This window comes from Achromobacter aegrifaciens (assembly GCF_902859735.1).
Classification (GTDB): domain Bacteria; phylum Pseudomonadota; class Gammaproteobacteria; order Burkholderiales; family Burkholderiaceae_B; genus Achromobacter; species Achromobacter aegrifaciens.
The window spans coordinates 820,131-845,302 of sequence record NZ_CADIJY010000001.1; the positions used below are offsets into that span (position 1 = coordinate 820,131).

Here is a 25,172-nt window from a genome sequence, read left to right on the forward strand (position 1 = left end):
CTACTTGCCGGCCAGCGGCAGCGCCATCAGCGCTTCGTCGTAGAGTTCGCCGTTGACGCATAGCGCTTCGCGCTCGCGCCCGTATTCGGCAAAGCCCAGGCTTAGATACAGCGCGGTGGCGGCCTGATTGTTGGCGGTCACGCTCAGCTGCACCTGGCGGATGCCGCGCATGCCCGAGGCATGGGCGATCGCCGCCTGCATCAGTTGCCGGGCCAGGCCCTGACCGCGCTGCGCCGGCGCCACGTACATGCTCCAGATGTGCGCTTTGTGGCGCATCTTCAGTTTGCGCTGTCGGCCCACGCCGACCATGCCGGCCAGGACCCCACCGCAGAACGCGCCAAACATTGCGCTGTCGTCCGAAGGCTGGATCCAGCCGCGGATATCCTCCAATGTCAGCGTGTGTTCCTCTTCGTAACTCGATCCGAACGATTCAGGGGTTTCCACCAGGGCGTCCAGGCGCAATTGGCGCAGCGGCGCCGCGTCGGCGGGAACAAGGCGTCGGACGGTGATCGGGGACATGGTCGGCAAGTGTTGGGAATAGGGAACGTTCGGCGGTGGATTCACCAGTATAGGGGGACGCGCTGCCTATAATGGTCCTAACGCCGCTTGCGGTTTTCACAAAGGAGCCAATGATGTTCGGTTTCCTCAAGACAAACCAGGACGCCAAGCGCGACGAAGTCCAGGAAGAGTTCGTGGCGCGCGTGGCGGGTGCTGCGCAGGACTTCGTCCAGGCAGCCGGCTCGGCTGGCGCCGTGCTGGATTACACGCCATCCAGCGTCCATGCGCTGGACGAAGCGCTGGAGGCCGCCCATCTCGGGACCTTGCCTCTCACTCCCATGCAGACCGTCGGCGCCGCCGCCTATCTCTACGAGGTGGGACGCCGCGCGTATGGCGGCCTCTACGAAGTGTGCGATGACGAGGACCCAGTGGTGCTGGTCTGCGGCGAGCCCGATTCCGAGGTCTGCTTCGGCGCCATCGCCAAGGTCGAAAGGCGCATCCGTTACGGCTCCGCCGAGGCCATCCCACCTTATTTCGAACAGTTCCTGATGGCCTTGCAGGCGGGCGAGGCCCGCACCATCCGCTAGCGTCCCGGCGCTTCGGGCGCCCGGTTTGCTTCCCCGTGCGGCCCGGCTCTCTGTGCTGAAAACGTCCGCTTTTGGCGCGATGACAACGGCCGTCCGGGCCATTCCGGGATTTCCCTTAGGACTGTAAGAAAAACAGCCCTACAATTCGGCCATTCCCGCCGCCCTGGCGGGTGCTCGCGCCGTCTGTCATCAGGCGGATTTTTACTAGAAGTACACTCGCGCCGCGTTACGCGTCCGAACCCGCCTTGCCCCCAGGAGCGCCTGCATGAAATTCCGCTTCCCCATTTTCATCATCGACGAAGACTACCGTTCCGAGAACGCGTCCGGTCTGGGTATCCGCGCCTTGTCCGCGGCGATCGAGGCCGAGGGCGTCGAGGTGATCGGGGTGACCAGTTACGGCGACCTGAGCTCGTTCGCCCAGCAGCAGAGCCGGGCCAGCGCCTTCATCCTGTCGATCGACGACGAAGAGTTCGACGTGGATTCGCCCGAGGACGTGGCCAGCGCCATCAAGAACCTGCGCGCCTTCATCGGCGAGCTGCGTTTCCGCAATGCCGACATCCCCATCTACCTGTACGGCGAGACGCGGACGTCCGAGCACATCCCCAACGACATCCTGCGCGAGCTGCACGGCTTCATCCACATGTTCGAGGACACCCCCGAATTCGTGGCGCGCCACATCATCCGCGAAGCCCGCAGCTACGTCGACAGCCTGCCGCCGCCGTTCTTCCGTGAACTGGTCAAGTACGCGCAGGACGGCTCGTACTCCTGGCACTGCCCCGGCCACTCCGGCGGCGTGGCGTTCCTGAAGAGCCCGGTGGGCCAGATGTTCCACCAGTTCTTCGGCGAGAACATGCTGCGCGCAGACGTCTGCAACGCCGTGGACGAACTGGGCCAGCTGCTGGACCACACCGGTCCCGTGGCCGAATCCGAACTGAACGCCGCGCGCATCTTCCACGCCGACCACTGTTTCTTCGTGACCAACGGCACCTCCACCTCCAACAAGGTGGTGTGGCATGCCAACGTGGCCGCGGGCGACGTGGTGGTGGTGGACCGCAACTGCCACAAGTCGATCCTGCACGCCATCACGATGACGGGCGCGATTCCGGTGTTCCTGCGCCCCACGCGCAACCACCTGGGCATCATCGGTCCGATTCCGCTGGAAGAATTCCACCCGGACAACATCCGCAAGAAGATCGAGGCCAACCCCTTCGCGCGCGAAGCGGTGAACAAGAACCCGCGCATCCTGACGCTGACGCAGAGCACCTACGACGGCGTCATCTACAACGTCGAAATGATCAAGAAGCAGCTGGGCAGCTACGTCGACACGCTGCACTTCGACGAAGCCTGGCTGCCGCATGCGTCGTTCCACGAGTACTACCAGGACATGCACGCGATCGGCCAGGACCGTCCGCGCAGCCAGGATGCGATGGTGTTCGCCACCCACTCCACGCACAAGCTGCTGGCCGGCATTTCGCAGGCCTCGCAGATCATCGTGCAGGAGTCCGAGACCCGCAAGCTGGACCGCAACGTCTTCAACGAAGCCTACCTGATGCACACGTCCACCTCGCCCCAGTACGCGATCATCGCGTCCTGCGACGTGGCCGCCGCCATGATGGAGCCGCCGGGAGGCACCGCGCTGGTCGAGGAAAGCATCCGCGAAGCCCTGGACTTCCGTCGCGCCATGCGCAAGGTGGAATCCGAATTCGGCAAGAACGACTGGTGGTTCAAGGTCTGGGGGCCGAACCGCCTGGTTTCGGAAGGCATCGGCAACCGCGACGAATGGATCCTGGAGTCCAACGACCACTGGCATGGCTTCGGCGAAATGGCCGAAGGCTTCAACATGCTGGACCCGATCAAGGCCACCATCATCACCCCGGGCCTGGACATGTCGGGCAGCTTCGGCGAAACCGGCATTCCCGCCGCGCTGGTCTCCAAGTACCTGACCGAGCACGGCGTGGTGGTCGAGAAGACCGGCCTGTATTCGTTCTTCATCCTGTTCACCATCGGCATCACCAAGGGCCGCTGGAACACGCTGCTGACCGCCTTGCAGCAATTCAAGGACGACTACGACCGCAACCAGCCGCTGTGGCGCATCCTGCCGGAATTCTGCCGCGACCATCGCCGCTACGAGCGCATGGGCCTGCGCGACTTGTGCCAGGAGATCCACGAAGCCTATCGCGCGCGTGACGTGGCCCGCCTGACTACCGAGATGTACCTGAGCGACATGGTGCCGGCCCTCAAGCCGTCGGATGCCTTCGCCCGCATGGCGCACCGCGAGGTCGAGCGCGTCGACATCGACAAGCTCGAAGGCCGCGTCACTGGCGTGCTGCTGACCCCGTATCCTCCGGGCATCCCGCTCTTGATCCCGGGCGAACGCTTCAACCGCACCATCGTCCAGTACCTGCAGTTCGCGCGCGAGTTCAACCAGCGCTTCCCGGGCTTCGAAACCTACATCCACGGCCTGGCCGACGAAGTGGGTCCGGATGGCGAAAAGCGCTACTACGTCGACTGCCTGATCGAAGACTGATGTTCGATGTAGCAGTACTCGGCGCCGGCGCCGCGGGCATGATGTGTGCCGCGGTCGCCGGCCAGCGCGGCTTGCGCGTGGTGCTGGTCGACCACGCCGAGCGCCTGGCGGAGAAGATCCGCATTTCCGGCGGCGGCCGCTGCAACTTCACCAATATTGGCGCCGGCCCCGCCAACTTCCTCTCCGACAATCCGCATTTCTGCCGTTCGGCCTTGGCCGGTTACACGCCGCAGGATTTCCTGGCGCTGATGAAGCGCCACCACATCGCCTGGCATGAGAAGCATCGCGGCCAGCTGTTCTGCGACGATTCCAGCGAATCCATCATCGAAATGCTGCGCGCGGAGTGCGACGCGGGCAGGGTGCAGTGGCGCATGGGATGCTCGGTGGCCGAGATCGGCCATGGCGAGCAGGGTTACGAGCTGCACACCAGCCAGGGCACGATCCGCGCCGCGAAACTGGTGATCGCGACCGGCGGCATGGCCATTCCCCAACTGGGCGCCACCGATTTCGGCCTGAAGATCGCGCGGCAGTTCGGCCTGAAGGTCGTGGAACCGCGTCCCGCCCTGGTGCCGCTGACCTTCGATGCCGAGCAGTGGCGGTCCCTTTCCGAATTGTCCGGCGTGGCGCTGGAGGTCAATCTGCACACGGGGCAGGGCAAGGCGCGCGGCGAGTTCCTCGAGGACCTGCTCTTTACCCATCGCGGCCTGTCCGGACCTGCCATTCTGCAGATCTCCAGCTACTGGAAACCTGGCGAGCCCATCGTGATCGATCTGGCGCCTGGCCGCGATCTGGCGGAAGAACTGCTGGCGTCGAAGTCGGGCAACCGGCAGCAGCTGCATACCGTCCTGGCGGGCCTCTGGCCCAAGCGCCTGGCCGACCGCTGGCTGCACCTGGCGGAGCAGGGCGGCAAGCCGGGCCTGGCGGCGCTGCGCCTGGCCGACGCGCCGGACAAGACCTTGCGCACGCTGGCCCAGGGCATCCATCAATGGAGCCTGGTGCCCAGCGGCACGGCCGGCTACAAGAAGGCCGAAGTCATGCGCGGCGGCGTGGACTCGCGCGGGCTGGACCAGAAGTCCATGCAGGCCAAGACCGTCGCCGGCCTCTATTTCATCGGCGAAGCCGTGGACGTCACGGGTTGGCTGGGCGGCTACAACTTCCAGTGGGCCTGGGCTTCGGGCGTGGCCTGCGGCAAGGCGCTGTAGCGTCCTCTGGCGGGACAGGGCGCCGATAGGCCGACGCTATGGCAGGTATTGGAAGCCTGCCATTGTTATATCAAATAAAAATACTTATCATTTATGTTTTCGATATTGATCCAAACCCTGAATCGGGGGCGGATCCAACGGAGACATGCATGGCCTACACCCTTCCGCCCCTGCCGTATGCCTACGACGCCCTGGAACCTCACATCGACGCAATGACGATGGAGATCCACTACAGCAAGCACCATCAGACCTACGTCAACAGCCTGAACGCCGCGCTGGAAGGCGCGGGCATCGTCACCAACGAGCCGGTCGAGTCCCTGGTGGCGCGGCTGGAGCAGTTGCCCGAAGCCATCCGCGGCGCCGTGCGCAACCACGGCGGGGGCCACGCCAACCACAGCCTGTTCTGGTCGGTCATGTCGCCCGAGGGCGGGGGTGAGCCGGACGGCGCATTGGCAGCGGCCATCGAGTCCGAACTGGGCGGGCAGGCCGCCTTCCGCGACGCGTTCACCAAGGCTGCGCTGACCCGCTTCGGCAGCGGCTGGGCCTGGCTCTCGGTCACGCCGGCCGGCAAGCTTGCGGTGGAAAGCAGCGCCAACCAGGACAGCCCCCTGATACACGGCAACACGCCCATCCTGGGACTGGACGTGTGGGAGCACGCCTACTACCTGAAGTACCAGAACCGCAGGCCCGAGTACATCGGCGCCTTTTACAATGTCGTGAATTGGCCTGAAGTGGCGCGCCGCTACGCGGCAGCCCAGCGCTGAGCGCATCTCTCGCAAGGAGGGCAGCGGCACATGAATACCTTCAGCCGTCATCGCGTGCGGCCGGCGGCCACCAGCATCAGCGTGTGGACCCTGGCCGTATTGGTGGCATGCCTGGGCCTGCACCAGTTGTGGGCCTATCTGGACGTGCGCGCGCCGCACGTGGCCGATGCCCTCCTGGGCGGGCTGGTGGCCGCGGGCGCTACTGCCCTGGGTACTTTGCCCATCCTGTTTGCCCGGACCATCCCCCAGAAAATGCAGGACAGCATGTTCGGCTTCGGCGCCGGCGTGATGCTGGCCGCCAGCGCCTTCTCGCTGGTGGCGCCGGGCATCGCCGCGGGCCGCGACCTGGGCTATGGCCCCTGGGGCGCCGGCTTGACGGTGGGCGCGGCCGTACTGCTGGGGGCGGCGGTGCTGCTGCTCATGGACCGTACCCTGCCGCACGAACATTTCATCAAGGGCCGGGAAGGCATCGAGGCGCACCGCCTGCGCCGCACTTGGCTGTTCGTCTTCGCCATCACCCTGCATAACCTGCCGGAAGGCCTGGCCATAGGCGTGGGCTACGCGGGCAACGACGCCATGCGCGGCACCGCGCTGGCCACCGGCATTGCGATCCAGGACATTCCCGAAGGGCTGGTGGTGGCGGTGGCGCTGCTGGCGGCGGGCTATCAGCGCGCCTTCGCGGTGGCGCTGGGCATGCTGTCCGGCCTGGTCGAGCCGCTGGGCGCGGTGCTCGGCGCCGCAGTGGTCGGCTGGTCCGAGCCGCTTCTGCCCTGGGGCCTGGGTTTTGCCGCAGGCGCCATGCTGTTCGTGATCAGCCACGAGATCATCCCCGAATCGCACCGCAAGGGGCATGAGGTCTACGCGACCTGCGGCCTGATGCTGGGTTTCGTGCTTATGATGCTGCTGGACACGGCGCTGGGCTGAGCCGCCGCGGGCATTCCCTGGCCGCGGCTTTCGTTGTATGCTTGCGCCGCTGTCACGCATGTTGCGGGAGAGAGCGGCCTGTACGTCCGGCCGCCGCCGAAGGCGCAATTCGCCCGGAATCGCTCAGGTAACCCATACCGCCCATGCTTGCCCTGTCCCGGTTTTCTCACCGTGCGGACGCGGCAAAACAGTACTCTGGAGAGACCTGGCGCCGGCCCTGAACTAGGGACATAGCGAGCAGCCCAGGCGCCGAAGGTGCAAACCCGCCATGCGGGGCAACTCTCAGGCAAAAGGACAGAGGGGCGGAAGATTCAGCCGTTGTACAAGCGCACCCCGCTTGGCACCACTGGCATTCCGTAACCCTGGCAACACTGCCGCCCCGGAGTTTCCGCGCATGTCCGCAACCCTCAAACGCACCCCGCTGGCCGAAGAACACATCGCCTCTGGCGCCCGCATGGTCGACTTCGGCGGCTGGGACATGCCGCTGGCCTACGGTTCGCAGCTGGAAGAGCACCACGCCGTGCGCCAGGACGCCGGCATGTTCGACGTGTCGCACATGCTGAACGTCGACGTGGCCGGTCCCGACGCGTTCGCCTTCCTGCAGCGCCTGGTCGCCAACGACGTGTCCAAGCTGACCGTGCCCGGCAAGGCGTTGTACAGCTGCATGCTGAACCCGCAAGGCGGCGTGATCGACGACCTGATCATCTATTTCTTCGCCGCCGACGAATGGCGCGTCGTGGTCAACGCAGGCACGGCCGACAAGGACGTCGCCTGGATGCAGCGCGTCAAGCAGGCTGGCCAGTTCGACGTTGCCATCACGCCGCGCCGCGATCTGGCCATGGTGGCCGTGCAAGGCCCCAACGCCCGCGCCAAGGTCTGGGCCGCGCGCCCGGCCTGGCAGGCCGCCAGCGAGCCGCTGACCCCCTTCGTGGCCGCCCGCGTGGGCGACGACACCCTGGTGGCCCGTACCGGCTACACCGGCGAGGACGGCTTTGAAATCGTGCTGCCGGCCGCCGAAGTCGTGCAGCTGTGGCGCGACCTGGTCGCCCAGGGCGTGCGGCCCTGCGGCCTGGGCGCGCGCGACACGCTGCGCCTGGAAGCCGGCATGAATCTGTACGGCCAGGACATGGACGAGCTGACCCAGCCCGACCAGGCCGGCCTGACCTGGACCGTGTCCCTGAAGAACGCCGAGCGCCGCTTCATCGGCCGCGACGCGCTGGAACAATTCGCTACCCCCGCCACCTTCATCGGCCTGAAGCTGCAAGAACGCGGCGTGATGCGCGCGCACATGGCCGTGCGCACCAAGGAAGGCACGGGCGAGCTCACCAGCGGCACCATGTCGCCCACGCTGGGCGTATCGATCGGCTTTGCCCGTCTGCCTCAAGGCGTCAAGCCGGGCGACACGGTCGAGGTCGACATCCGCGGTAAGTGGGTGCCCGCCCTGGCCTGCAAATTGCCGTTCGTGCGTAACGGCAAAGCGGTCGAACACTCGTAAACTCGAAGCTTCGCGCGAGCCGCCGGCCCCTGGGGCGACGGCCGCCCGCGCGAGGCGCGCAACACCATTCATCTACCCGCATTCCCTCAGGAGTTCCCATGAGTCTGCCCACCGATCGCAAGTACACCGAGTCCCATGAATGGGTCAAAGCCGAAGGCGATGTGTTCGTCGTCGGCATCACCGATACCGCCCAGGATCAATTGGGCGACCTGGTCTTCGTTGGCGACGTGAAGGTCGGCGCCAAGCTGAACGCCGGTGAAACCGCTGGCGTGGTCGAATCGGTCAAGGCCGCTTCGGACATCTACGCTCCCGTGGCCGGCGAGATCGTCGCGTTCAACGAAGAGCTGGAAAACAATCCCAACCTGATCAACGAATCGGCCTTCACCGCCTGGATCTTCAAGATCAAGCCGGTCAACGCCGCCGACGCCGACAAGCTGCTCGACGCCGCCGGCTACGAAGCCGTCGCCAACGGCTAAGCCAGCCTGGCTGGAACGGGCGCAGGGCACCCGCCACGCGCCTGTTCCGCAAGATGCAATACCGTCCGTCCTCCGACGACACCCGCTATCCCGAGACCTCTCCATGTCGCGCGCCCTAGACACCCACACCGACTTCATTCCCCGCCACATCGGCCCTTCCGACGCCGACCAGGCCGCCATGCTTGCCGTCATCGGCAGCGCCAGCCTGGACGCCCTGATCGAAGAAGTCGTGCCGCCCAAGATCCGCAGCCAGGCCCCGCTCGCGCTGCCCGCCTCGCGCAGCGAAACCGACGTGCTGGCCGAACTGAAGCAGATCGCCGGCCGCAACAAGGTCTACCGCAGCTACATCGGCCAGGGGTACTACGGCACGCAGACGCCCAACGTGGTGTTGCGCAACATTCTTGAGAATCCCGCCTGGTACACGGCCTACACGCCTTACCAGCCCGAGATCTCGCAGGGCCGCCTCGAAGCCCTGCTGAACTACCAGACCATGGTCGCGGACCTGACCGGGCTGGACATCTCCAACGCCTCGCTGCTGGACGAAAGCACCGCCGCCGCCGAAGCCATGACGCTGGCGCGCCGCAGCGCCAAGTCGAAGAGCCCGGTGTTCTTCATTTCGCGCCACGTGCATCCCCAGACCATCGAAGTCGTGCGCACGCGCGCCGAAGGCCTGGACATCGAAATCACCATCGGCGACGAGGCCGAAGGCCTGCCCGAGTGCTTCGGCGTGCTGCTGCAGTACCCGCACAGCACCGGCTCCGTCGCCGACTACCGCAAGCTGGCCGAAGCCGCGCATGCGCAAGGCGCCATCGTGGCCGTCGCGACCGACCTGCTGGCGCTGGCCCTGCTGGCCGCGCCCGGCGAATGGGGCGCGGATATCGCCATCGGTTCGGCCCAGCGCTTCGGCGTGCCGTTCGGTTTCGGCGGCCCGCATGCCGGCTTCATGGCCTGCAAGGACGCCTTCAAGCGCAACATGGCTGGCCGCCTGGTCGGCGTGTCCAAGGACGCGCAGGGCAACCCGGCCATGCGCCTGGCGCTGCAGACGCGCGAACAGCACATCCGCCGCGAAAAGGCCACTTCCAACATCTGCACCGCGCAAGTGCTGCTGGCCGTGATGGCTGGCATGTATGCCGTTTGGCACGGCCCGGCCGGCATCCGCCGCATCGCCGAACGCGTGCAGCGCAGCACCGCCATCCTGCGCGCCGAACTGGTCAAATTGGGCGTGAAGGTCGTCAACGACACCTTCTTCGACACGCTGTTGCTGGAGACCGGCGCGGCCACGCCGGCCATCCTGACCGCCGCCGATTGCGCGCACATCAACCTGCGCCGCGTCGATGGCGCCCGCCTGGCGGTGTCGCTGGACGAGACCGTGACCGCGGCTGACCTGCAGGCGCTGGTCAACGTCTTCGCCGCCGGCCTGGAACGCGATGACGTCGAACTCGACATCGACGCGCTGGACGCGGCCGCCGCCAGCGGCATTCCCGCCGGCGTGGCGCGCGAAAGCGCGATCCTGACGCACCCGGTGTTCTCCAGCGTGCAGTCGGAAACCGACATGCTGCGCTACCTGCGCAAGCTGGCCGACAAGGATCTGGCGCTGGACCGCACCATGATTCCGCTGGGCTCGTGCACCATGAAGCTCAACGCGACCGCCGAGATGATCCCCATCACCTGGCCCGAGTTCGCGCTGATCCACCCATTTGCGCCGGCTTCGCAAAGCCAGGGCTACAACGAACTGATCGACCGCCTGTCGGCCGCGCTGTGCGAGATCACCGGCTACGACAACATCAGCCTGCAGCCCAACTCGGGTGCGCAGGGCGAGTACGCAGGCCTCCTGGCCATCCGCGGCTACCATCAGGCCAACGGCCAGCATCAGCGCAACATCTGCCTGATCCCGTCGTCGGCGCACGGCACCAACCCGGCCTCGGCGCAACTGGCCGGCATGGACGTGGTGGTGGTGGCGTCGGATGCCAACGGCAACGTCGATCTGGCCGACCTGCGCGCCAAGATCGAACAGGTCGGCGACAAGCTGGCCGCTTTGATGATCACGTATCCGTCGACCCACGGCGTGTTCGAGGAAGCCGTCACCGAGATCTGCGATCTGGTGCACCAGGCCGGCGGCCAGGTCTACCTGGACGGCGCCAACATGAACGCGATGGTGGGCGTGGCCCAGCCGGGCAAGTTCGGTTCGGACGTGTCCCACCTGAACCTGCACAAGACCTTCTGCATTCCGCACGGCGGCGGCGGCCCCGGCGTGGGCCCTGTGGCGGTGCGCGCGCACCTGGCTCCGTACCTGCCGGGCGTGGTGAACGAGCAGGGCAAGCTGCCTGGCGACGCCAAGGTCGGCCCGGTGTCGGCCGCGCCGTTCGGTTCCGCGGGCATCCTGCCGATTCCGTTCGTGTACATCTCGCTGATGGGCGCCGACGGCCTGCGCCGCGCCACCGAAGTCGCCATCCTGAACGCCAATTACATCGCCACCCGCCTGCGGGACCACTATCCGGTCCTGTACGCGGGCCGCAACGGCCGCGTGGCGCACGAGTGCATCCTCGATGTGCGTCCGCTCAAGGAAACCAGCGGCATCAGCGCCGAAGACATCGCCAAGCGCCTGATGGACTACGGCTTCCATGCGCCCACCATGAGCTTCCCGGTGGCCGGCACGCTGATGGTCGAGCCGACCGAATCGGAAGGCGTTGCCGAACTGGACCGCTTCATCGACGCGATGATCTCGATCCGCGAAGAAATCGCCCAGGTCGAGCGCGGCGAGCGCGATGCCGAGGACAACGTCCTGAAGAACGCGCCGCACACCGCGCAGATGCTGCTGGCCGAGGAATGGCTGCACGCGTACCCGCGCCAGCAGGCCGCCTACCCGGTGGCCTCGCTGCGCGACGCCAAGTACTGGCCGCCGGTTGCCCGCGTGGACAACGCCTATGGCGACCGCAACCTGGTGTGCGCCTGCTTGCCGATCGAAGCCTACGCATAAATGCGGGCCGGGAGGCCCGGCGCGAGCCGGGTCCAAGGCAAAAAAAATCCCCCATCCGAAAGATGGGGGATTTTTTTGTCTCGCGTCAGCCGAGGTTTACTTCGCCGGCGCGGCCTTGCTGGCCACCGAGAAGTCTTCCGCGATGCTGAAGAACGTGTTGAGCATGATCTGCAGGTTTTCCTTGCCGATGCCGCCTTCCGAGTTCATGTCCATCTGCAGCACGGCCCGGTTCTTGTCGTCCAGGTAGGCGCGGGTCCAGCGGTATTCCTGGTTCCAGGCGTTGATGGCCTTGAGCGAGACCGGCTTCTTGCTGCTGTAGGTCGCGGTCACGACGAGGTCATGGCACTTCTCGGTGAAGTCGTTGCACAGGAAGTCGACGCGCAGCTCGCTGGCGCCAGTGTCGCGGGGATCCAGGATCAGGACGGGACCTTCGTCGCCGTCTTGCTTGCGGGGGTTGTAGACCATGTCGTCCAGCATGGTCGTCACGGTGTCCAGGTCGAAGTCCTGCATGTAGCCGGCCACGGACGCGGTGTCGGAGGGCGCGGCAAGTTCCGCGCCTTCGGCCGGTTCGCCTTCCTCTTCCATGCCGTCCATGTCATCCATGTCGTCGTCCATTCCGGTCGCGCCCAGCAGGCCCGAGAACAGTTCGTCGGCGGGGATCTTCTGGCCGTTCAGGTCGCCCATGCCATCGGCGTAGTGGAACTTGCCGATGATGTTGTCGCCGTCGTTCTTGCCGACGTTGAGCATTTCAGCCATGCCGGACATCGAGCGCATCTGGTCGTCGGCTTCCTCGGCCGCCTTTTCCGCGGTCAAGCCCTGCTTCTTGACGGCGTACTGGACGATCAGTTCCCGCACCATGGGCTTGGAGATGACCAGCGTCGCATCGATCTGCTTGATGGCCTTGACCATGATCTCCTGCGGCGTCAGGTCCTTGACGTTGGGCGGATTGGTCAGGTCCAGCGCGAAGGTCAGCTTGCTTTCGCCCTTGTCGGTCTTCCAGCTGATCGGGTCGATGCTGAACGTGGGGTTGCCGTTGAGCAGCTTGCCGGCGTTTTCCAGCACGGCGTCGAACTGCTCGTCCTTCAGGCCTTCGTCGCTGGCGCCCAGCATGTACTGGCGCACGATCTGGTTGTAGGTGTCCGACAGCTGCTTGATGGCGGCGCCGTCCAGCTTGGCGAGCTTGATCACGGCCTGGCCGTTGCCCAGCGCCACGTCGTTGAGCGTGATGGTGCCGGTCTGGTAGGTGGCTTCGACGTTGACGTTCTTGTCGTCTTCGGCCAGCTTGACGCCGTAGCCCAGATTGTCCACCGAGACCTTGATGTCGTCGCCGGCGCGGGTCACGTCGAGGCGCTTGAGCTTGACGCTGGAATCTCCGATGGAGAGGCCGAACTTGCCCATGCGGCTGTCTACGTCCATGGTCAGGCCGGACATCAGCATCTTGACGGGATCATCCGACTTTTCGCCGTCCACCGACAGCGTTTCGACCAGGGCGTGCGCCGTGACGGCCTGCAGCGCGCGGTCGAAGGTGCCGTTGATCGCCATGCCGCTGAAATTGACGGCGTTGCCTTCGTGCGTGATCTGCACGGGGGCAATATTGGCGGTGGAGGTGGCGAAGCCGCCGAAACTGATGACCGTGTCGGCGCTCAGGGGCGCGACGCCCTTGGTCAGCTCGAACAGTTCCTTGATGTTGTCGGTCTTGGCGAGCTCGGCGTGCGTGAACGCCAGCTTGGGCGCGATGGCGCCGCGCGCCAGGGCGCTCTTGGGGAAGGGGCCGTGTTCGATGGACGCATCGAACTCGATCATGCCCTTGGGCATGTCTTCGGCGACCTTGTCGCCCTTGACCAGCGACACGCCGTAGCGCGCCTGCGTCGAGAACAGGCCACGCTCGTACTTCAGCTGATCGATGCGCAGACCGAACAGGGGCGTGATCTTGGCCAGCTTTTCATTGGCTTCCGCCAGGTGGCGCTGCGAGCTTTCCTCGATGCGCTTGCCGGTGTACCACGTGGCCCCGACCCAGCTTCCCGCTCCCACTATGACCACGCCCAGGGTGATCGCTACGCTCTTTTTCATCGTTCTGCTTGTATCGTTGATTATCGAGTCATATCCGGTGAACGGCGGCTGCTTCTGGCCGCCGGACGCCGTTACTGACGCCCGCCATCGGAATACGCGTATTCATCGGCCTGTAAGGCCCGCGGCGAGTATACCGAGGCCGATGGTCATCTGAGGGCGCTCGCCGTTACAGAAGATTTCAAAATGAAAGCCGGCGCAGTTGCGCCGGCTTTCCGGGGTACAGCGACGGCGGTCCGGTTTACATCGGATCTAGGGGATAGATGGGGCGGCGCACGTGCTTGAAATCAAGCTGGCCGTAGTCCGAGGTGGTCACCCCCACGCCGGTGCATTCGATGACCTGCGTTGCCATGTCGGAAAAGCCCGCGCGCCAATGCACCCGGCTCTTGAGCACGACATAGCGTTTTTGCAGCGGATCGATGCCGGCCGACAGCAGGCAGTTGATGTCGAACGGCTCCTGGTGACGGGACACCACCACGATTTCCACGCGGCCTGTGTCGATCACGACCGTCAGGCCGGTGTCGTTGCGCACGCCGCGGTACATGGGGCCGCGGTTCAGGTAGACGCCGTCGAACACCAGCTTGACGCGGCCGGTAACCTCCAGCGGCTCGCTGGGCTCCTTGATGGCGGGCATGGCGAGCTTGCCGCCGAGCTGGATCGTGATTGTCTGGCCCACGCCTGCCGCAGCCGCGTCGAGTGCGGCCTGCGGGTCGCAAATGGCATAGAAGACCACGTTCTCCAGTTCCTGGCGCAGCACCTCGGCCAGCACGGCGGTGGTGTCCATGGTGCCGCCGGAACCGGTATTGTCGTAATGGTCCAGCAGCACGACCGGGCCTTGTTCGATGGCCTTGGCGCGGGCTATGGTGGGCGCCAGCGGCTCCGGGTGGAATACCCAGTCGGCGCGGCCGTTCCAGGCCTGGTCCAGCAGTTCGTCGCGGTGGCGCTGCGCCTGGGCCAGGTTGCCGTCGGTACAGACCACGGCGCTCAGGCCGGCTTCGCGGATGTCGGCGTGGGGGAATCCCACGAAGACGGAGGCGGCCAGGACGCCGCCGGCTTCCAGTTCCTTGCAGCGTTCCTGCAGCGGCTTGTTGGGCACCGCGTGGGTGCCTTGGCACATGATGTGCGGCAGCATGGGCTTGTTGGCCCAGGACATGACAGGCTTGATCTCGCCCTTCAGGGTGCGCGCGATCACGTTCGCGGCGCGCAGGCCGGCCGCGCGGATGTCCACGTGCGGATAGGTATGGAAGCCGGTGATGACCGTGGCATGCTTGACGATGTCGTCGTAGATATTGGCGTGCATGTCCAGCGTCACCGCCACGGGCGTGTGCGGATCGATCTCGCGCAGGCGGCGCAGCAGGTCGCCCTCGGCGTCCTCCACGCCTTCGGCGACCATGGCGCCGTGCAGGTCGAGCAGGATGGCGTCGTAGCCGCCGCGCTGGACCTCGTCCAGGACCAGCTTGCATAGCCGTTCATGGGTTTCGGCGCTGGCGGGGCCGCTGGGCCAGGATTCGGCCGCCACGGGCACGACCATCTCGGCGCCTTCGCGGCGCGCCACTTCGATATAGCCGCCCAGCCCGCTGTCGGTGTTCTCGTAGGCCTTGATGGCGCGGTCGCCGGCCAGGACCTCCGGGTTGCCGCGAAAGAAGCGCTCAAGCGGGGTAGGCACGGGCGAAAACGTATTCGTCTCGTGCTTGATCATTGCCAAAAGCCAACGCATGGGAATTCCTGTGGGTTTGCTGTTGAGGATCGGTCAGGCCGCCCGGGGCGGCTGGGGCCAGGGGTGTTGTTCGGGTCGCATGGCTTCCCAGGCGCGCGCCATGCGCAGCACCCCCAGGTCGTCAAAGCGCGCGCCAGCGATCTGCAGGCCGATGGGCAGGCCGGCCTTGGTGTAGCCGCAATTGACGGACGCCGCGGGCTGCTCGCTCATGTTGTACGGAAGCGTGAATCCGATGTGGTGCATGGTGGTCGCGACCTCGTTGGTGGGCGACGGCCATTCGGCGTTGTAGGCGACCACCGGGGCCACGGGCGAGAGCACGTAGTCGTAGGGCGCGCAGGCCGCGACCGTCTTGGCGCGCACGTTCATGGTCTCGTAGTAGCTGCGGAATACGGCTTCGCCGGACTGGCCGCCGCCGCTTTCCGCCCAGGTGCGGATGAAGGGCAGGATCTTGTCGCGGCGGGCCTGCGGCAAGGCCGACAGATCGATGGCCGAGCGCGTGCGCCAGAAGCGGTCCACGCCCTCCAGCATGTCGGGCGTCATCCAGGGCTGCATCGGCGTCACGATGGCGCCGGCGGCCTCGAAGGCGCGGGCAGCGGCCTCGACCGCGGCGCGGATTTCCGGGTCCAGGGGCAGGCCGCAGCCCGCATCCATGAGCAAGCCGATGCGCAGGCCGCGCAGGTCGAGTTCCAGGTCCAGCCAGTCGAAGTCCTGGTAGGGCAGGCTCATGTGGTCGCGCGCGTCGGGCTGCGACAGCACGCCCATCATGAGCGCCGAGTCGGCGACGGTGCGCGTCATGGGGCCGGCGCAGCGGCCCATGAACGGCGGGTCGATGGGAATGCGGCCCAGGCTGGGCTTGAGCGTGGCAATGCCGCACCAGGCCGCCGGCAGACGCACGGAACCGCCGATGTCGGTGCCGATATGCAGCGGGCCGTAGCCTGCGGCTGCCGCGGCGCCCGCGCCGGCGCTGGAGCCTCCGGGGTTCTTGGAAAGGTCCCAGGGATTGCGGGTCAGTTCATGGAAGCTGGACAGTCCCGAGGACAGCATGCCGAAGTCGGGCATGGTGGTCTTGCCCAGCAGCACGGCGCCCGCCTCGCGCATGCGGGCGGCCGGCGGTGCATCGGCGGCGGCAGGCTTCAATTCCGTTGCTGCCGTGCCCAGCGGCACCGGCACGCCGCGCGTGGCGATGTTTTCCTTGATGGTGGCGGGCACGCCGTCCAGCGTGTGCCCGCCGGTCGCCAGCGGTTCGCCCTTCATCCAGCGAGCCTCGGAGGCGCGGGCCTGCGCCAGCGCGCCGTCCGCATCCAGCGCGTAGGTGGCCTTTAGCTGGGGCTCCCAGCGGGCGATATGCTCCAGCACCGAGCGGGTGACTTCGACGGGCGAGAGCGTCTTGTCGCGGTAGGCCTGGAGCAGCTCCACGGCGGACAGTTCATGCGGTTGCGGCATTTCGGTTCCAGTGTGTGTACAGGCTGCGAGTTTCAGGGCGCGGCCGCGTGGCCCAGGCCGGCGGCGACAGGCCGGAAGTTGCGGAAGTCCCAGTCGCGTCCGGGGGCGGCGTCGATCAGGGCCCGCGTGTATTCGTGGCGCGGTTCGGTCAGCACGGTTTCGGCGGAGCCGGTTTCGACGACCTTCCCTCGCTGCATGACCATGATGGTGTCGCAGATCTGTGCCGCCACGCGCAGGTCGTGGGTGATGAACAGCACGCCCACGCCGGTGCGCTGGCGCACCTGTTCCAGCAGTTCCAGCACCTGCGCCTGCACCGACACGTCCAATGCGGACACGGCTTCGTCGGCCACCAGGACCTCGGGGTCCATGACCAGGGCACGCGCGATGCAGATGCGTTGGCGCTGGCCGCCGGAGAACTGGTGCGGGTAGCGGTTCATTGCGTCCGGACTCAGGCCCACCACGCTCAGCGTTTCGCCGGCGCGCTTCAATGCCTGCTCGCGGGCCACGCCGAAGTTCAAGAGGCCCTCGATGATGGACTCACCGACGGTGCGGCGCGGATTCAGCGAACGGTACGGATCCTGGAACACGATCTGGATGCGGCGGCGCACCGGGCGCAGCGCCGAGCCGGACAGGGTGCTGAGGTCTTCGCCGCCCATCATCATGTGGCCGGCGGTGGGTTCGATCAGGCGCACGATGCAGCGCGCCACGGTCGACTTGCCTGAACCGGACTCGCCCACGATGCCCAGGATCTCGCCCTTGCGCAGCGTCAGGTTGACGTCGGCGGCCGCGATCACGTTGCGCGCGGCCTGGCGCGAGAACAGCGAACTCTTGGTGCCGTAGGTGCGGCCCAGGCCCTTGACGTGCAGCACCGGCATGCCCGCCGGCGCCTCGCGGCGCGAGGGCACCAGGCTGGGTACGGACGACACCAGGCGACGGGTATAGGACTGCTTGGGCTCGGCCAGGATCTCGTTGCGCGTGCCGCTTTCGATCAGGTCGCCGCGGTTCATCACCACGATGCGGTCGGAGATCTCGGCCACCACGCCGAAGTCGTGGGTGATGAACAGCACCGCGGTCTGGTGCTTGACCTGCAGTTCCTTGATGAGCGCCAGAATCTGCTTCTGCGTGGTGACGTCCAGCGCCGTGGTCGGCTCGTCCGCGATCAGCAGCTTGGGCTCCAGGATCAGCGCCATGGCGATCACGATGCGCTGGCGCTGGCCGCCCGACAATTGGTGCGGATAGGCTTCGAAGATGCGTTCGACGTCTGGCAGGTGCACCGACCGGAACATGTCCAGCACCTTGGCGCGGCGTTCCGCGGCCGACATCTGCTTGCGGTGCAGGCGCAGCACTTCGTCGACCTGCTTGCCCACGGTGTGCACGGGGTTCAGCGCGGTCATGGGTTCCTGGAACACCATGGCCATGCGCGTGGCGCGCATCTCGCGCAGGCGGCGCTGCGTGGCCGTGACCACGTCTTCGCCTTCCACGCGGATCGAACCCGCGCTGACGCCCAGCACGCCGGGAGGCAGCAGGCCCATGACGGCCAGCGAGGTGACGGATTTGCCGGAGCCGGATTCGCCGACCACGCACACGGTTTCGCCGGCATGCACGTCCAGGCTCAGGTTGCGCACGACGCGGTTGCCGGCGCCGGCGACTTCCACCGAGAGGTTGCGGATGGCCAGGATGGCGGTCGAAGTATCGCCCGCGGGAGGAGTGGGGGAATAGGTCATCGGCATCAGATCCTGCGCACCATTTTCGGGTCCAGCGCGTCGCGCAAGGCGTCGCCCAGGATGTTCACGCTGAGCACGGTCAGCGACAGGAACAGGCCGGGGAACAGGATCAGGCCGGGCAGCATGCGGAAGTACATGCGTCCTTCGGACATGATGTTGCCCCAGGAGGCGATCTCGGGCGGGATGCCCGCGCCCAGGAAGCTCAGGATGGCTTCGGTGAGCATGGCGGACGCGAACACATAGGTGCCCTGTACCGTCAGCGGCGCGATGGTGCTGGGCACCATGTGGCGCCACAGCAGCAGCGGCAGCGGCGTGCCCAGGGCCAGCGCGGCTTCGACATAGGGTTCGCCGCGCACGGTCAGGATCTGGCCGCGCACCAGCCGCACCACGCGCGGAATTTCGGGGATGGTGATGGCGACCAGAACGGTCGTGATGCTGGCGCCAGTGACCGATACCAGGGCGATCGCCAGCAGGATGCCGGGGATGGCCATGATGGCGTCCATGGTGCGCATGATCAGCCCGTCCAGTGAACGGAACCAGCCCGCGATCACGCCGATGACCAGGCCGATGGCGACGCTGACCAGCGCCGCGCCCAGGCCCGCGATCAGCGAGACGCGCGCGCCGTAGGCCACGCGCGACCAGACGTCGCGGCCGAAGGCGTCGGTGCCCAGCAGGTAATCGGAGAAGGGCGGCTTCAGGCGCGCGCCGGGGTTGATCGAGGTGGGGTCGACTGTGCCCAGCAGCGGTGCGAACAGCGCGATGGCGACGACGGCCACCAGCACGATCAGCGCCAGCATCACGGGCCAGCTTTTGAGGCCCTGGCGGATCTGGCGCCAGGCGGTGGCTTGGGGCGTGCCGCCGCCGGGGAGATCTGCGGCCGCTTGCGCGGCGGCATCGGTTGGCGTTTGCATGGTGTTAGTACCTGATCCGAGGGTCGAACACCGTGTAGGCGCAATCGACAACAAGATTGATGAACACGTAGACGAACGCGAAGAAGAGCGTCAGGCCCTGGATGACGGGGTAATCGCGCGCGAGCACGGCTTCCACCACCAGCCGGCCCAGGCCGGGGATGTTGAACACCGATTCGGTCACGACCACGCCGCTGATCAGCAGCGCGATGCCCAGGCCCACCACCGTGGCGATGGGCACGGCGGCGTTGCGCAGGGCGTGGCCCAGCAGCACGCCGGTTTCGCCCAGGCCCTTGGAGCGCGCCGTGCGGATGAAGTCCTCGCCCATGACCTCGATGACGCTGGTGCGCGTGATGCGCGCGATCAGCGCCACGTAGACCGTGGACAGGGCCAGCGACGGCAGGATGAGGCGGTGCAGGTACGGCCAGAAGCCCTTGGCCAGCGGCGCGTAGCCCTGCACGTTGAACCAGCCCAGCTTGATGGCGAAGAGCCAGATCAGCAGGTAGCCCGTGACGAAGACCGGCACCGAGAATCCCAGCACCGAGAAGCCCATCACGGCGCGGTCCAGCAGCTTGCCTTGGCGCCATGCGGCCAGCACGCCCAGCGGAATGGCGACGAGCAGGGTGAACACCAGGGTCAGCACCGCCAGGCTGAGCGACGGTTCCAGGCGCTGGCCGATCAGCTTGGTGACCGGCACGCCCGACATGAGCGAAGTGCCCAGGTCGCCTTGCAGGAGCTTGCCGCCCCAGATGAAGAACTGCTTGATGACCGGCTGGTCCAGGCCCATCGTCTGGCGTATCTGGACGATGCGCTCGGGCGTGGCGCCGTCGCCCGCCATGATGATGGCCGGATCTCCCGGGCTGAAACGCAATATCGCGAAGACCACCACCGCGACCATCACCAGAACGGGGATGGTCGCGAGGAGCCGGCGTGAGACAAATGCCAGCATGTATTTCCCCCTGAACTACTTGCCCATCAAGGGGCTTTCTTGACGTTCCAGAACGCGAACACCGGCGCGTGCACCAGGCCCGAGAGCTTGGTCGAGTAGACGGTGGGCACGGACATCTGGCCCAGCGGCACGTACAGGCCTTCATCGATGCCGATGCGCTGCACTTCCTCGGCGATCTTCTTCTGTTCCGCGGGGTCGGAGGTCAGCGCCATCTTGGTGCGCAGCTCTTCGATCTGCGGGAAGTCGGGCCAGCCGAACCAGGCGTTGTCGCCGTTGGCCGCGGCCGGGGCGGAACGGACCGGGTCCATCACGTCGGTGGCGTACCAGTTGGTGTTGTGGATGTTCCAGCCGCCTTCCGCGGGCGCAGCCTTCGAGGCGCGGCGCGTTGCGACGCTTTGCCAGTCCATCGCGGCCAGGTTGACGTTGAAGCCGGCCTTGCGCAGCGCCTGCGCCATCACCACCGGCTGCGCCGACAGCGTACCGACGTCGGTCGCGTGCATGACCAGGATGGGCGTGTTGTCGTAGCCCGCTTCCTTCAGCAGCGCCTTGGCCTTTTCGATGTTGGACGGCACCACCATGTCCTTGCCGATGTCGCTTTCCAGCGGCGTGCCGCAACCCCACAGCGAGGCGCAGGTCTTCCAGTACTTCGGATTGCCGACCAGCGCCTTCATCACGTCTTCCTGGCCGATGGCGTACATCGCGGCCTGGCGCACCTTCTTGTTGTTGAAGGGCGGGTACTTGAAGTTGAAGCGGTACATCGTGAAGTAGCCGACCGGGCTGAGCGACTCTTCCTTCAGATCCTTGTTGCCTTCGATCATCGGCAGCAGGTCGTAGGGGAACTGTTCGACGAAGTCGATCTCGCCGCCCAGCAGCGCGTTGGCGGTGGTCAGCGCATCCGGCATGACGTCCCATTCGACCTTGTCGACATTGACGACCTTGCCGCCGGCCAGGCCGCTTGCGGGTTCCTTGCGCGGCACGTAGTCGGCGTTCTTGGCGTAGACGGTCTTCACGCCCGGCTTGAATTCGATGACCTTGAACGGACCCGAGCCGGTCATGTCGGTGATGGGCTGACCGATGGCCTGTTCGGCGATGCGCTTGGGCATCATGAACGGCGCGGTGCCGGTGGGCTTGGACAGGGCGCGCAGCGCCAGGTCCGTGGGTTCCTTCATGACGATGCGGAAATTCTTGTCGTCGATGACTTCGATCTTGTCGGTGAACTTCAGCAGCGTGCGGCCCATGCCGTCGCCGGCGGCCCAGCGCTTGATCGAAGCGACGCAATCCTCGGACGTCACCGGCTTGCCGTCATGCCATTTCTGGCCGTCGCGCAAGGTCATGGTGTAGGTCTTGCCATCGGGGGAGACTTCCCACTTTTCCAGCATCTGCGGCTGGATCTTGTTGTCGGCGTCGGTGGCCAGCAGGGTGTCGTAAATCATGTAGCCGTGCCACGTCGTGATGTACGCGGTGGTGGCATGCGGGTCGGTCAGGCGCAGAGGCGAGTGCATCACCGACTTGATGACGGTCTCGGCGTAGGCGCCGTGAGCCATCATCATGGTGGCGCCGGCCAGCGCGGCCGCTCGGACGTACTTCAGCATGAATGTTCCCCTTGATGCGTGGTGAGCGGCGCCATCGCGCCGCTGCGTCGTTGGTCCGCCGCGCGGTGGCGGCGTGCGAGCTTCAGGCGGTAGCGGGCCCGCCCGAAAAGACAGGTCCGCAAGGCGCCATTCTGATGCCGGGACGCAACCGTGTCCATGGTTGTTTTGCCGCATCCATCAGCATGGAACCCGGGGCCGCGCATACCAGGATCTTTTCTGCGATGCCGGTGAAATCCGCGCGGAAGTGGGCGGAGCTCTTGACCACCAGGATCGCTGCGCGTTGCGGTTCCACGCCGGCGAAGCGGAACATCTCCTGGTCGGCCATCTGCACCTTGTTGGAGGCGACGATGATGCGTACGCCGCCCACGCGCAGGCAGGCGCTGGGGCCCAGGTCCATATGGAAGCCGCGATAGAAGGCGCCGTGCGTATCGAAGCGTCCATCTGAAGTTTTCTCGACGATGAACTCGGTGTCCAGCGGTTCATCGTCGGGAATACCCGAGTGTCCACCCAATGCAATACGTACCTTGTTTCCAGCGCCCGCGCGATGGGCCGCCAGCGCGGCCGCGGGGTCGACGATGAGGCCGATGGCGGTGTCGCGCGCATCGTGCCGGATCAGGGCGCGCAAGACGCCGGTGGTGTCCGAGCTGCCGCCCGCGCCCGGGTTGTCCTGCGCGTCGGCGATGACCACGGGTTTGTGCGCGTCGCGCGCCAGGCGCATGGCTTCCTGCACGGCTTCGTCGGGTGTGTAGAGCCTGCCGCCGAAGTCGCGTTCGGCGTTGAGCACGGCGCGCGCCATTTCGTCGGCAGCGGCGTCGGCGTCGGCTTGGGTGGCGCCATAAGCCCAAACGGTGGGCGCGCACTCGGGGAAATCGGCTGCGGGAAAACCCGTGGCGAACGACAGGCTGAGGGCGCCACGCGCTTCGATGTCGCCCACCATCTGGTACAGGCTGCGCGAGGGTTCGATGTCGGTGGACTGCCAGCACAGCGAAATCAGGTAGGGCAGCGCACGCAGGGCCACGCAGGGCCGCGGCGCGCCCGCCAGCCGCGCGGCCAGCAGTTCGGCTGCGCGCTGCCCGGTTTCGGCCATGTCGATGTGAGGATAGGTGCGATAGCAGACCAGCGCGTCCGCGTGGCGCACCATGGCGCGGGTGACGTTGGCATGCAGGTCCAGGCTGGCCACGACAGGCACGTCCGGACCCACCAGCTCGCGCACGCGTTTGAGCAGTTCGCCTTCGCCGTCGTCCAGGTGTTCCGTGACCATGGCGCCGTGCAGGTCCAGATAGACGCCATCCAGCGGCAGCGCCTGCGACAGCCCCTGCAGGATCATCGCGCTGATGCGTTCGAACGCATCCTTGGTGACCGGACCCGAGGGGCTGGCCGCCGCCCAGGTAGTAGGTAGCAAGGTGTGCCGTCCCATGGCTTCGATGAAGCCCGCCACCGGTATGTTGGCGCCCGCCACCGCCTGGAACATGGCGGGCCCGCTGACCAGCTTGGGCCAGCCCCCGCCTTTCTCGGCAAAATCTTCCCACGCCGCGCGCGAAGGCGCGAACGTATTGGTCTCATGCTGAAAGCCGCCTATCCCGATGCGCATCAGGATTCCCCTTGTCGTTTTTGATATGAGGAAGGCGCGGCTACGCCGCGCCCGTTTCAGTTCCCGCTGCAAACGGGCACAACGCAACTAACTGGCAAGATCGTCCCAAGCGGGGTCGCGCGGATCCGGCTTTGCCGGTCCGCAGCGACGCCCCCTTGAGGGGGGCCCGCCTGAGGGGGAAGCGCGCAGCGCTCCGGGGGGCTCACTTCGCTACAGGCATGGTGAACTCGGCGCCCTTGGCGATGCTGTCAGGCCAGCGCTGCATCACGCTCTTGTAGCGCGAATAGAAGCGGATGCCTTCTTCGCCGTAAGCGTGATGGTCGCCGAACAGCGAGCGCTTCCAGCCGCCGAACGAATGCCAGGCCATGGGTACCGGGATCGGCACGTTGATGCCGACCATGCCGACCTTGATCTGGCGCGCGAAGGCGCGCGCCACGCCGCCGTCGGACGTGAAGCAGGCCACGCCATTGCCGAATTCATGGGCGTTGATCAGTTCGACTGCCGAGGCGAAGTCCGGCACGCGCACCACGCACAGCACAGGCCCGAAGATTTCTTCGCGGTAGATGTTCATGGCAGGCTTGACGTTGTCGAACAGCGTGCCGCCGAGGAAGAAGCCCTTTTCGTTGCCAGGTACCTTCAAACCGCGGCCGTCGACCACCAGCGTGGCGCCGGCGGCGATGCCGTCTTCGATATAGCCCACGACCTTGCCGCGATGCTGCGAGGTGACGAGCGGGCCCATCTCTGCATCGCCTTGCATGCCGTCCTTGACCACCAGCGCCTTGACGCGCGGCGTCAGGCGTTCGACCACCTTGTCGGCCACGTCGCCCACCGCCACCGCCACCGAGATGGCCATGCAGCGTTCGCCGGCCGAGCCATAGGCCGCGCCCATCAGCGCGTCGGTGACCTGGTCCAGGTCGGCATCGGGCATGACCACCATGTGGTTCTTCGCGCCGCCCAGCGCCTGCACGCGCTTGCCGCGGCGGGTGCCTTCGGCGTAGATGTATTCGGCAATCGGCGTCGAGCCGACGAAGGACAGGGCCTCGACGTCGGGATGCGCGATCAGCGCGTCTACCGCCTGCTTGTCGCCGTGCACGACGTTGAACACGCCTTCGGGCAGGCCGGCTTCGGCCAGCAGTTCGGCCAGGCGCACGGACGCCGACGGGTCGCGCTCGGAAGGCTTGAGCACGAAGGTGTTGCCGCAGGCGATGGCCACCGGGAACATCCAGCACGGCACCATCATGGGGAAGTTGAACGGCGTGATGCCGGCCACTACGCCCAGGGCCTGGCGCATGCTCCAGTTGTCGATGCCGCCGCCGATCTGGTCGGAGTATTGGCCCTTCATCAACTGCGGAATGCCGCAGGCGAATTCGACGATTTCGATGCCGCGCGTGACCTCGCCCTTGGCGTCGGAGAAGACCTTGCCATGTTCGCGGGTGATCAGTTCTGCCAGTTCGTCCTGATGCTTGTCCAGCAGCGCCTTGAAATTGAACAGGATGCGTGCGCGCTTGAGCGCGGGCGTTTCGGACCAGGCCGGAAACGCGGCCTTGGCAGCGGCCACGGCCAGCGCGACTTCGTCATTCGACGCCAGCGGAATGGACGCGGTGACTTCGCCGGTGGCGGGGTTGAAGCCGTCGGCGTAGCGGTTGCTGCGGCCGTCGTAGTGCTGGCCATTGATGAAATGCGGGATCTTCTTCATGGGAACGCTCGAATCTGGGGCTTTGAAAAATGCCA

18 protein-coding genes and 2 riboswitches are annotated in these 25,172 nt (G+C 66.2%); of the genes, 8 read left to right on the forward strand and 10 right to left on the reverse strand.

From position 1 onward, the window contains the following. Window positions 1-519 carry a GNAT family N-acetyltransferase gene (locus HV766_RS03735; protein ID WP_054452319.1) on the reverse strand — a complete coding sequence of 173 codons (519 nt, stop codon included), beginning with the start codon at window positions 517-519 and terminating at the stop codon, window positions 1-3. A gap of 113 nt (window positions 520-632) precedes the next feature. Between HV766_RS03735 and HV766_RS03740 the strand changes: the two genes are divergently transcribed. The 8 genes from HV766_RS03740 to gcvP all read left to right on the forward strand — a co-directional run bounded on the left by HV766_RS03740 (window position 633) and on the right by gcvP (window position 11,450). After that, window positions 633-1,085 (forward strand): hypothetical protein, encoded by a 453-nt coding sequence (locus tag HV766_RS03740; RefSeq protein ID WP_054451998.1) that lies wholly within the window; start codon window positions 633-635, stop codon window positions 1,083-1,085. 265 nt (window positions 1,086-1,350) lie between these two features. After that, window positions 1,351-3,612 (forward strand): arginine/lysine/ornithine decarboxylase, encoded by a 2,262-nt coding sequence (locus HV766_RS03745; RefSeq protein WP_054451997.1) that lies wholly within the window; start codon window positions 1,351-1,353, stop codon window positions 3,610-3,612. Continuing rightward, complete coding sequence (locus HV766_RS03750) at window positions 3,612-4,814, forward strand: BaiN/RdsA family NAD(P)/FAD-dependent oxidoreductase (RefSeq protein ID WP_175180587.1); 1,203 nt, start codon at window positions 3,612-3,614, stop codon at window positions 4,812-4,814. The genes HV766_RS03745 and HV766_RS03750 overlap by 1 nt, the downstream gene beginning before the upstream one ends. A gap of 149 nt (window positions 4,815-4,963) precedes the next feature. Further along, window positions 4,964-5,578, forward strand: coding sequence for a superoxide dismutase (locus tag HV766_RS03755; protein ID WP_175180588.1), 615 nt, complete (start codon window positions 4,964-4,966; stop codon window positions 5,576-5,578). Between the two features lie 30 nt (window positions 5,579-5,608). Next, window positions 5,609-6,502 carry a ZIP family metal transporter gene (locus HV766_RS03760; RefSeq protein WP_054451994.1) on the forward strand — a complete coding sequence of 298 codons (894 nt, stop codon included), beginning with the start codon at window positions 5,609-5,611 and terminating at the stop codon, window positions 6,500-6,502. Between the two features lie 54 nt (window positions 6,503-6,556). After that, window positions 6,557-6,652: riboswitch (glycine riboswitch) on the forward strand. A 35-nt stretch (window positions 6,653-6,687) separates the two neighbouring features. Next, window positions 6,688-6,810, forward strand: a riboswitch (glycine riboswitch). 86 nt (window positions 6,811-6,896) lie between these two features. Beyond that, window positions 6,897-7,997: a glycine cleavage system aminomethyltransferase GcvT gene (gcvT, locus tag HV766_RS03765; protein WP_119450323.1), complete on the forward strand. Its 1,101-nt coding sequence runs from the start codon at window positions 6,897-6,899 to the stop codon at window positions 7,995-7,997. Window positions 7,998-8,095: 98 nt separating this feature from the next. Beyond that, the gene (gene gcvH, locus HV766_RS03770; protein ID WP_042795177.1) at window positions 8,096-8,473 is read left to right on the forward strand and encodes a glycine cleavage system protein GcvH; all 378 of its coding nucleotides are present in this window, start codon (window positions 8,096-8,098) and stop codon (window positions 8,471-8,473) included. A gap of 103 nt (window positions 8,474-8,576) precedes the next feature. Next, window positions 8,577-11,450 (forward strand): aminomethyl-transferring glycine dehydrogenase, encoded by a 2,874-nt coding sequence (gene gcvP, locus HV766_RS03775; RefSeq protein WP_054451992.1) that lies wholly within the window; start codon window positions 8,577-8,579, stop codon window positions 11,448-11,450. A 96-nt stretch (window positions 11,451-11,546) separates the two neighbouring features. On the opposite strand, the gene HV766_RS03780 is transcribed toward gcvP, so the two are convergent. The 9 genes from HV766_RS03780 to HV766_RS03820 all read right to left on the reverse strand — a co-directional run bounded on the left by HV766_RS03780 (window position 11,547) and on the right by HV766_RS03820 (window position 25,137). Next, entirely contained in the window at window positions 11,547-13,520 is a 1,974-nt protein-coding gene (locus HV766_RS03780; RefSeq protein WP_175180589.1) for a DUF945 family protein, read from the reverse strand. A gap of 238 nt (window positions 13,521-13,758) precedes the next feature. Next, window positions 13,759-15,234 (reverse strand): M81 family metallopeptidase, encoded by a 1,476-nt coding sequence (locus tag HV766_RS03785; protein WP_175180590.1) that lies wholly within the window; start codon window positions 15,232-15,234, stop codon window positions 13,759-13,761. Between the two features lie 33 nt (window positions 15,235-15,267). Beyond that, a complete protein-coding gene (locus HV766_RS03790; protein ID WP_054451989.1) occupies window positions 15,268-16,677 on the reverse strand; it encodes an amidase in 1,410 nt (469 codons plus the stop codon). Between the two features lie 32 nt (window positions 16,678-16,709). Next, window positions 16,710-18,401, reverse strand: coding sequence for an ABC transporter ATP-binding protein (locus HV766_RS03795; RefSeq protein WP_054451988.1), 1,692 nt, complete (start codon window positions 18,399-18,401; stop codon window positions 16,710-16,712). 5 nt (window positions 18,402-18,406) lie between these two features. Continuing rightward, entirely contained in the window at window positions 18,407-19,312 is a 906-nt protein-coding gene (locus HV766_RS03800; RefSeq protein ID WP_054451987.1) for an ABC transporter permease, read from the reverse strand. A 4-nt stretch (window positions 19,313-19,316) separates the two neighbouring features. Then, window positions 19,317-20,258, reverse strand: a complete 942-nt coding sequence (locus HV766_RS03805; protein ID WP_054451986.1) for an ABC transporter permease — start codon at window positions 20,256-20,258, stop codon at window positions 19,317-19,319. A 26-nt stretch (window positions 20,259-20,284) separates the two neighbouring features. Next, window positions 20,285-21,850, reverse strand: a complete 1,566-nt coding sequence (locus HV766_RS03810) for an ABC transporter substrate-binding protein (RefSeq protein ID WP_054451985.1) — start codon at window positions 21,848-21,850, stop codon at window positions 20,285-20,287. Between the two features lie 82 nt (window positions 21,851-21,932). Then, the gene (locus tag HV766_RS03815; RefSeq protein WP_119450318.1) at window positions 21,933-23,441 is read right to left on the reverse strand and encodes a M81 family metallopeptidase; all 1,509 of its coding nucleotides are present in this window, start codon (window positions 23,439-23,441) and stop codon (window positions 21,933-21,935) included. 202 nt (window positions 23,442-23,643) lie between these two features. Beyond that, a complete protein-coding gene (locus HV766_RS03820; protein WP_054451983.1) occupies window positions 23,644-25,137 on the reverse strand; it encodes a CoA-acylating methylmalonate-semialdehyde dehydrogenase in 1,494 nt (497 codons plus the stop codon). Window positions 25,138-25,172: the final 35 nt, after the last annotated feature.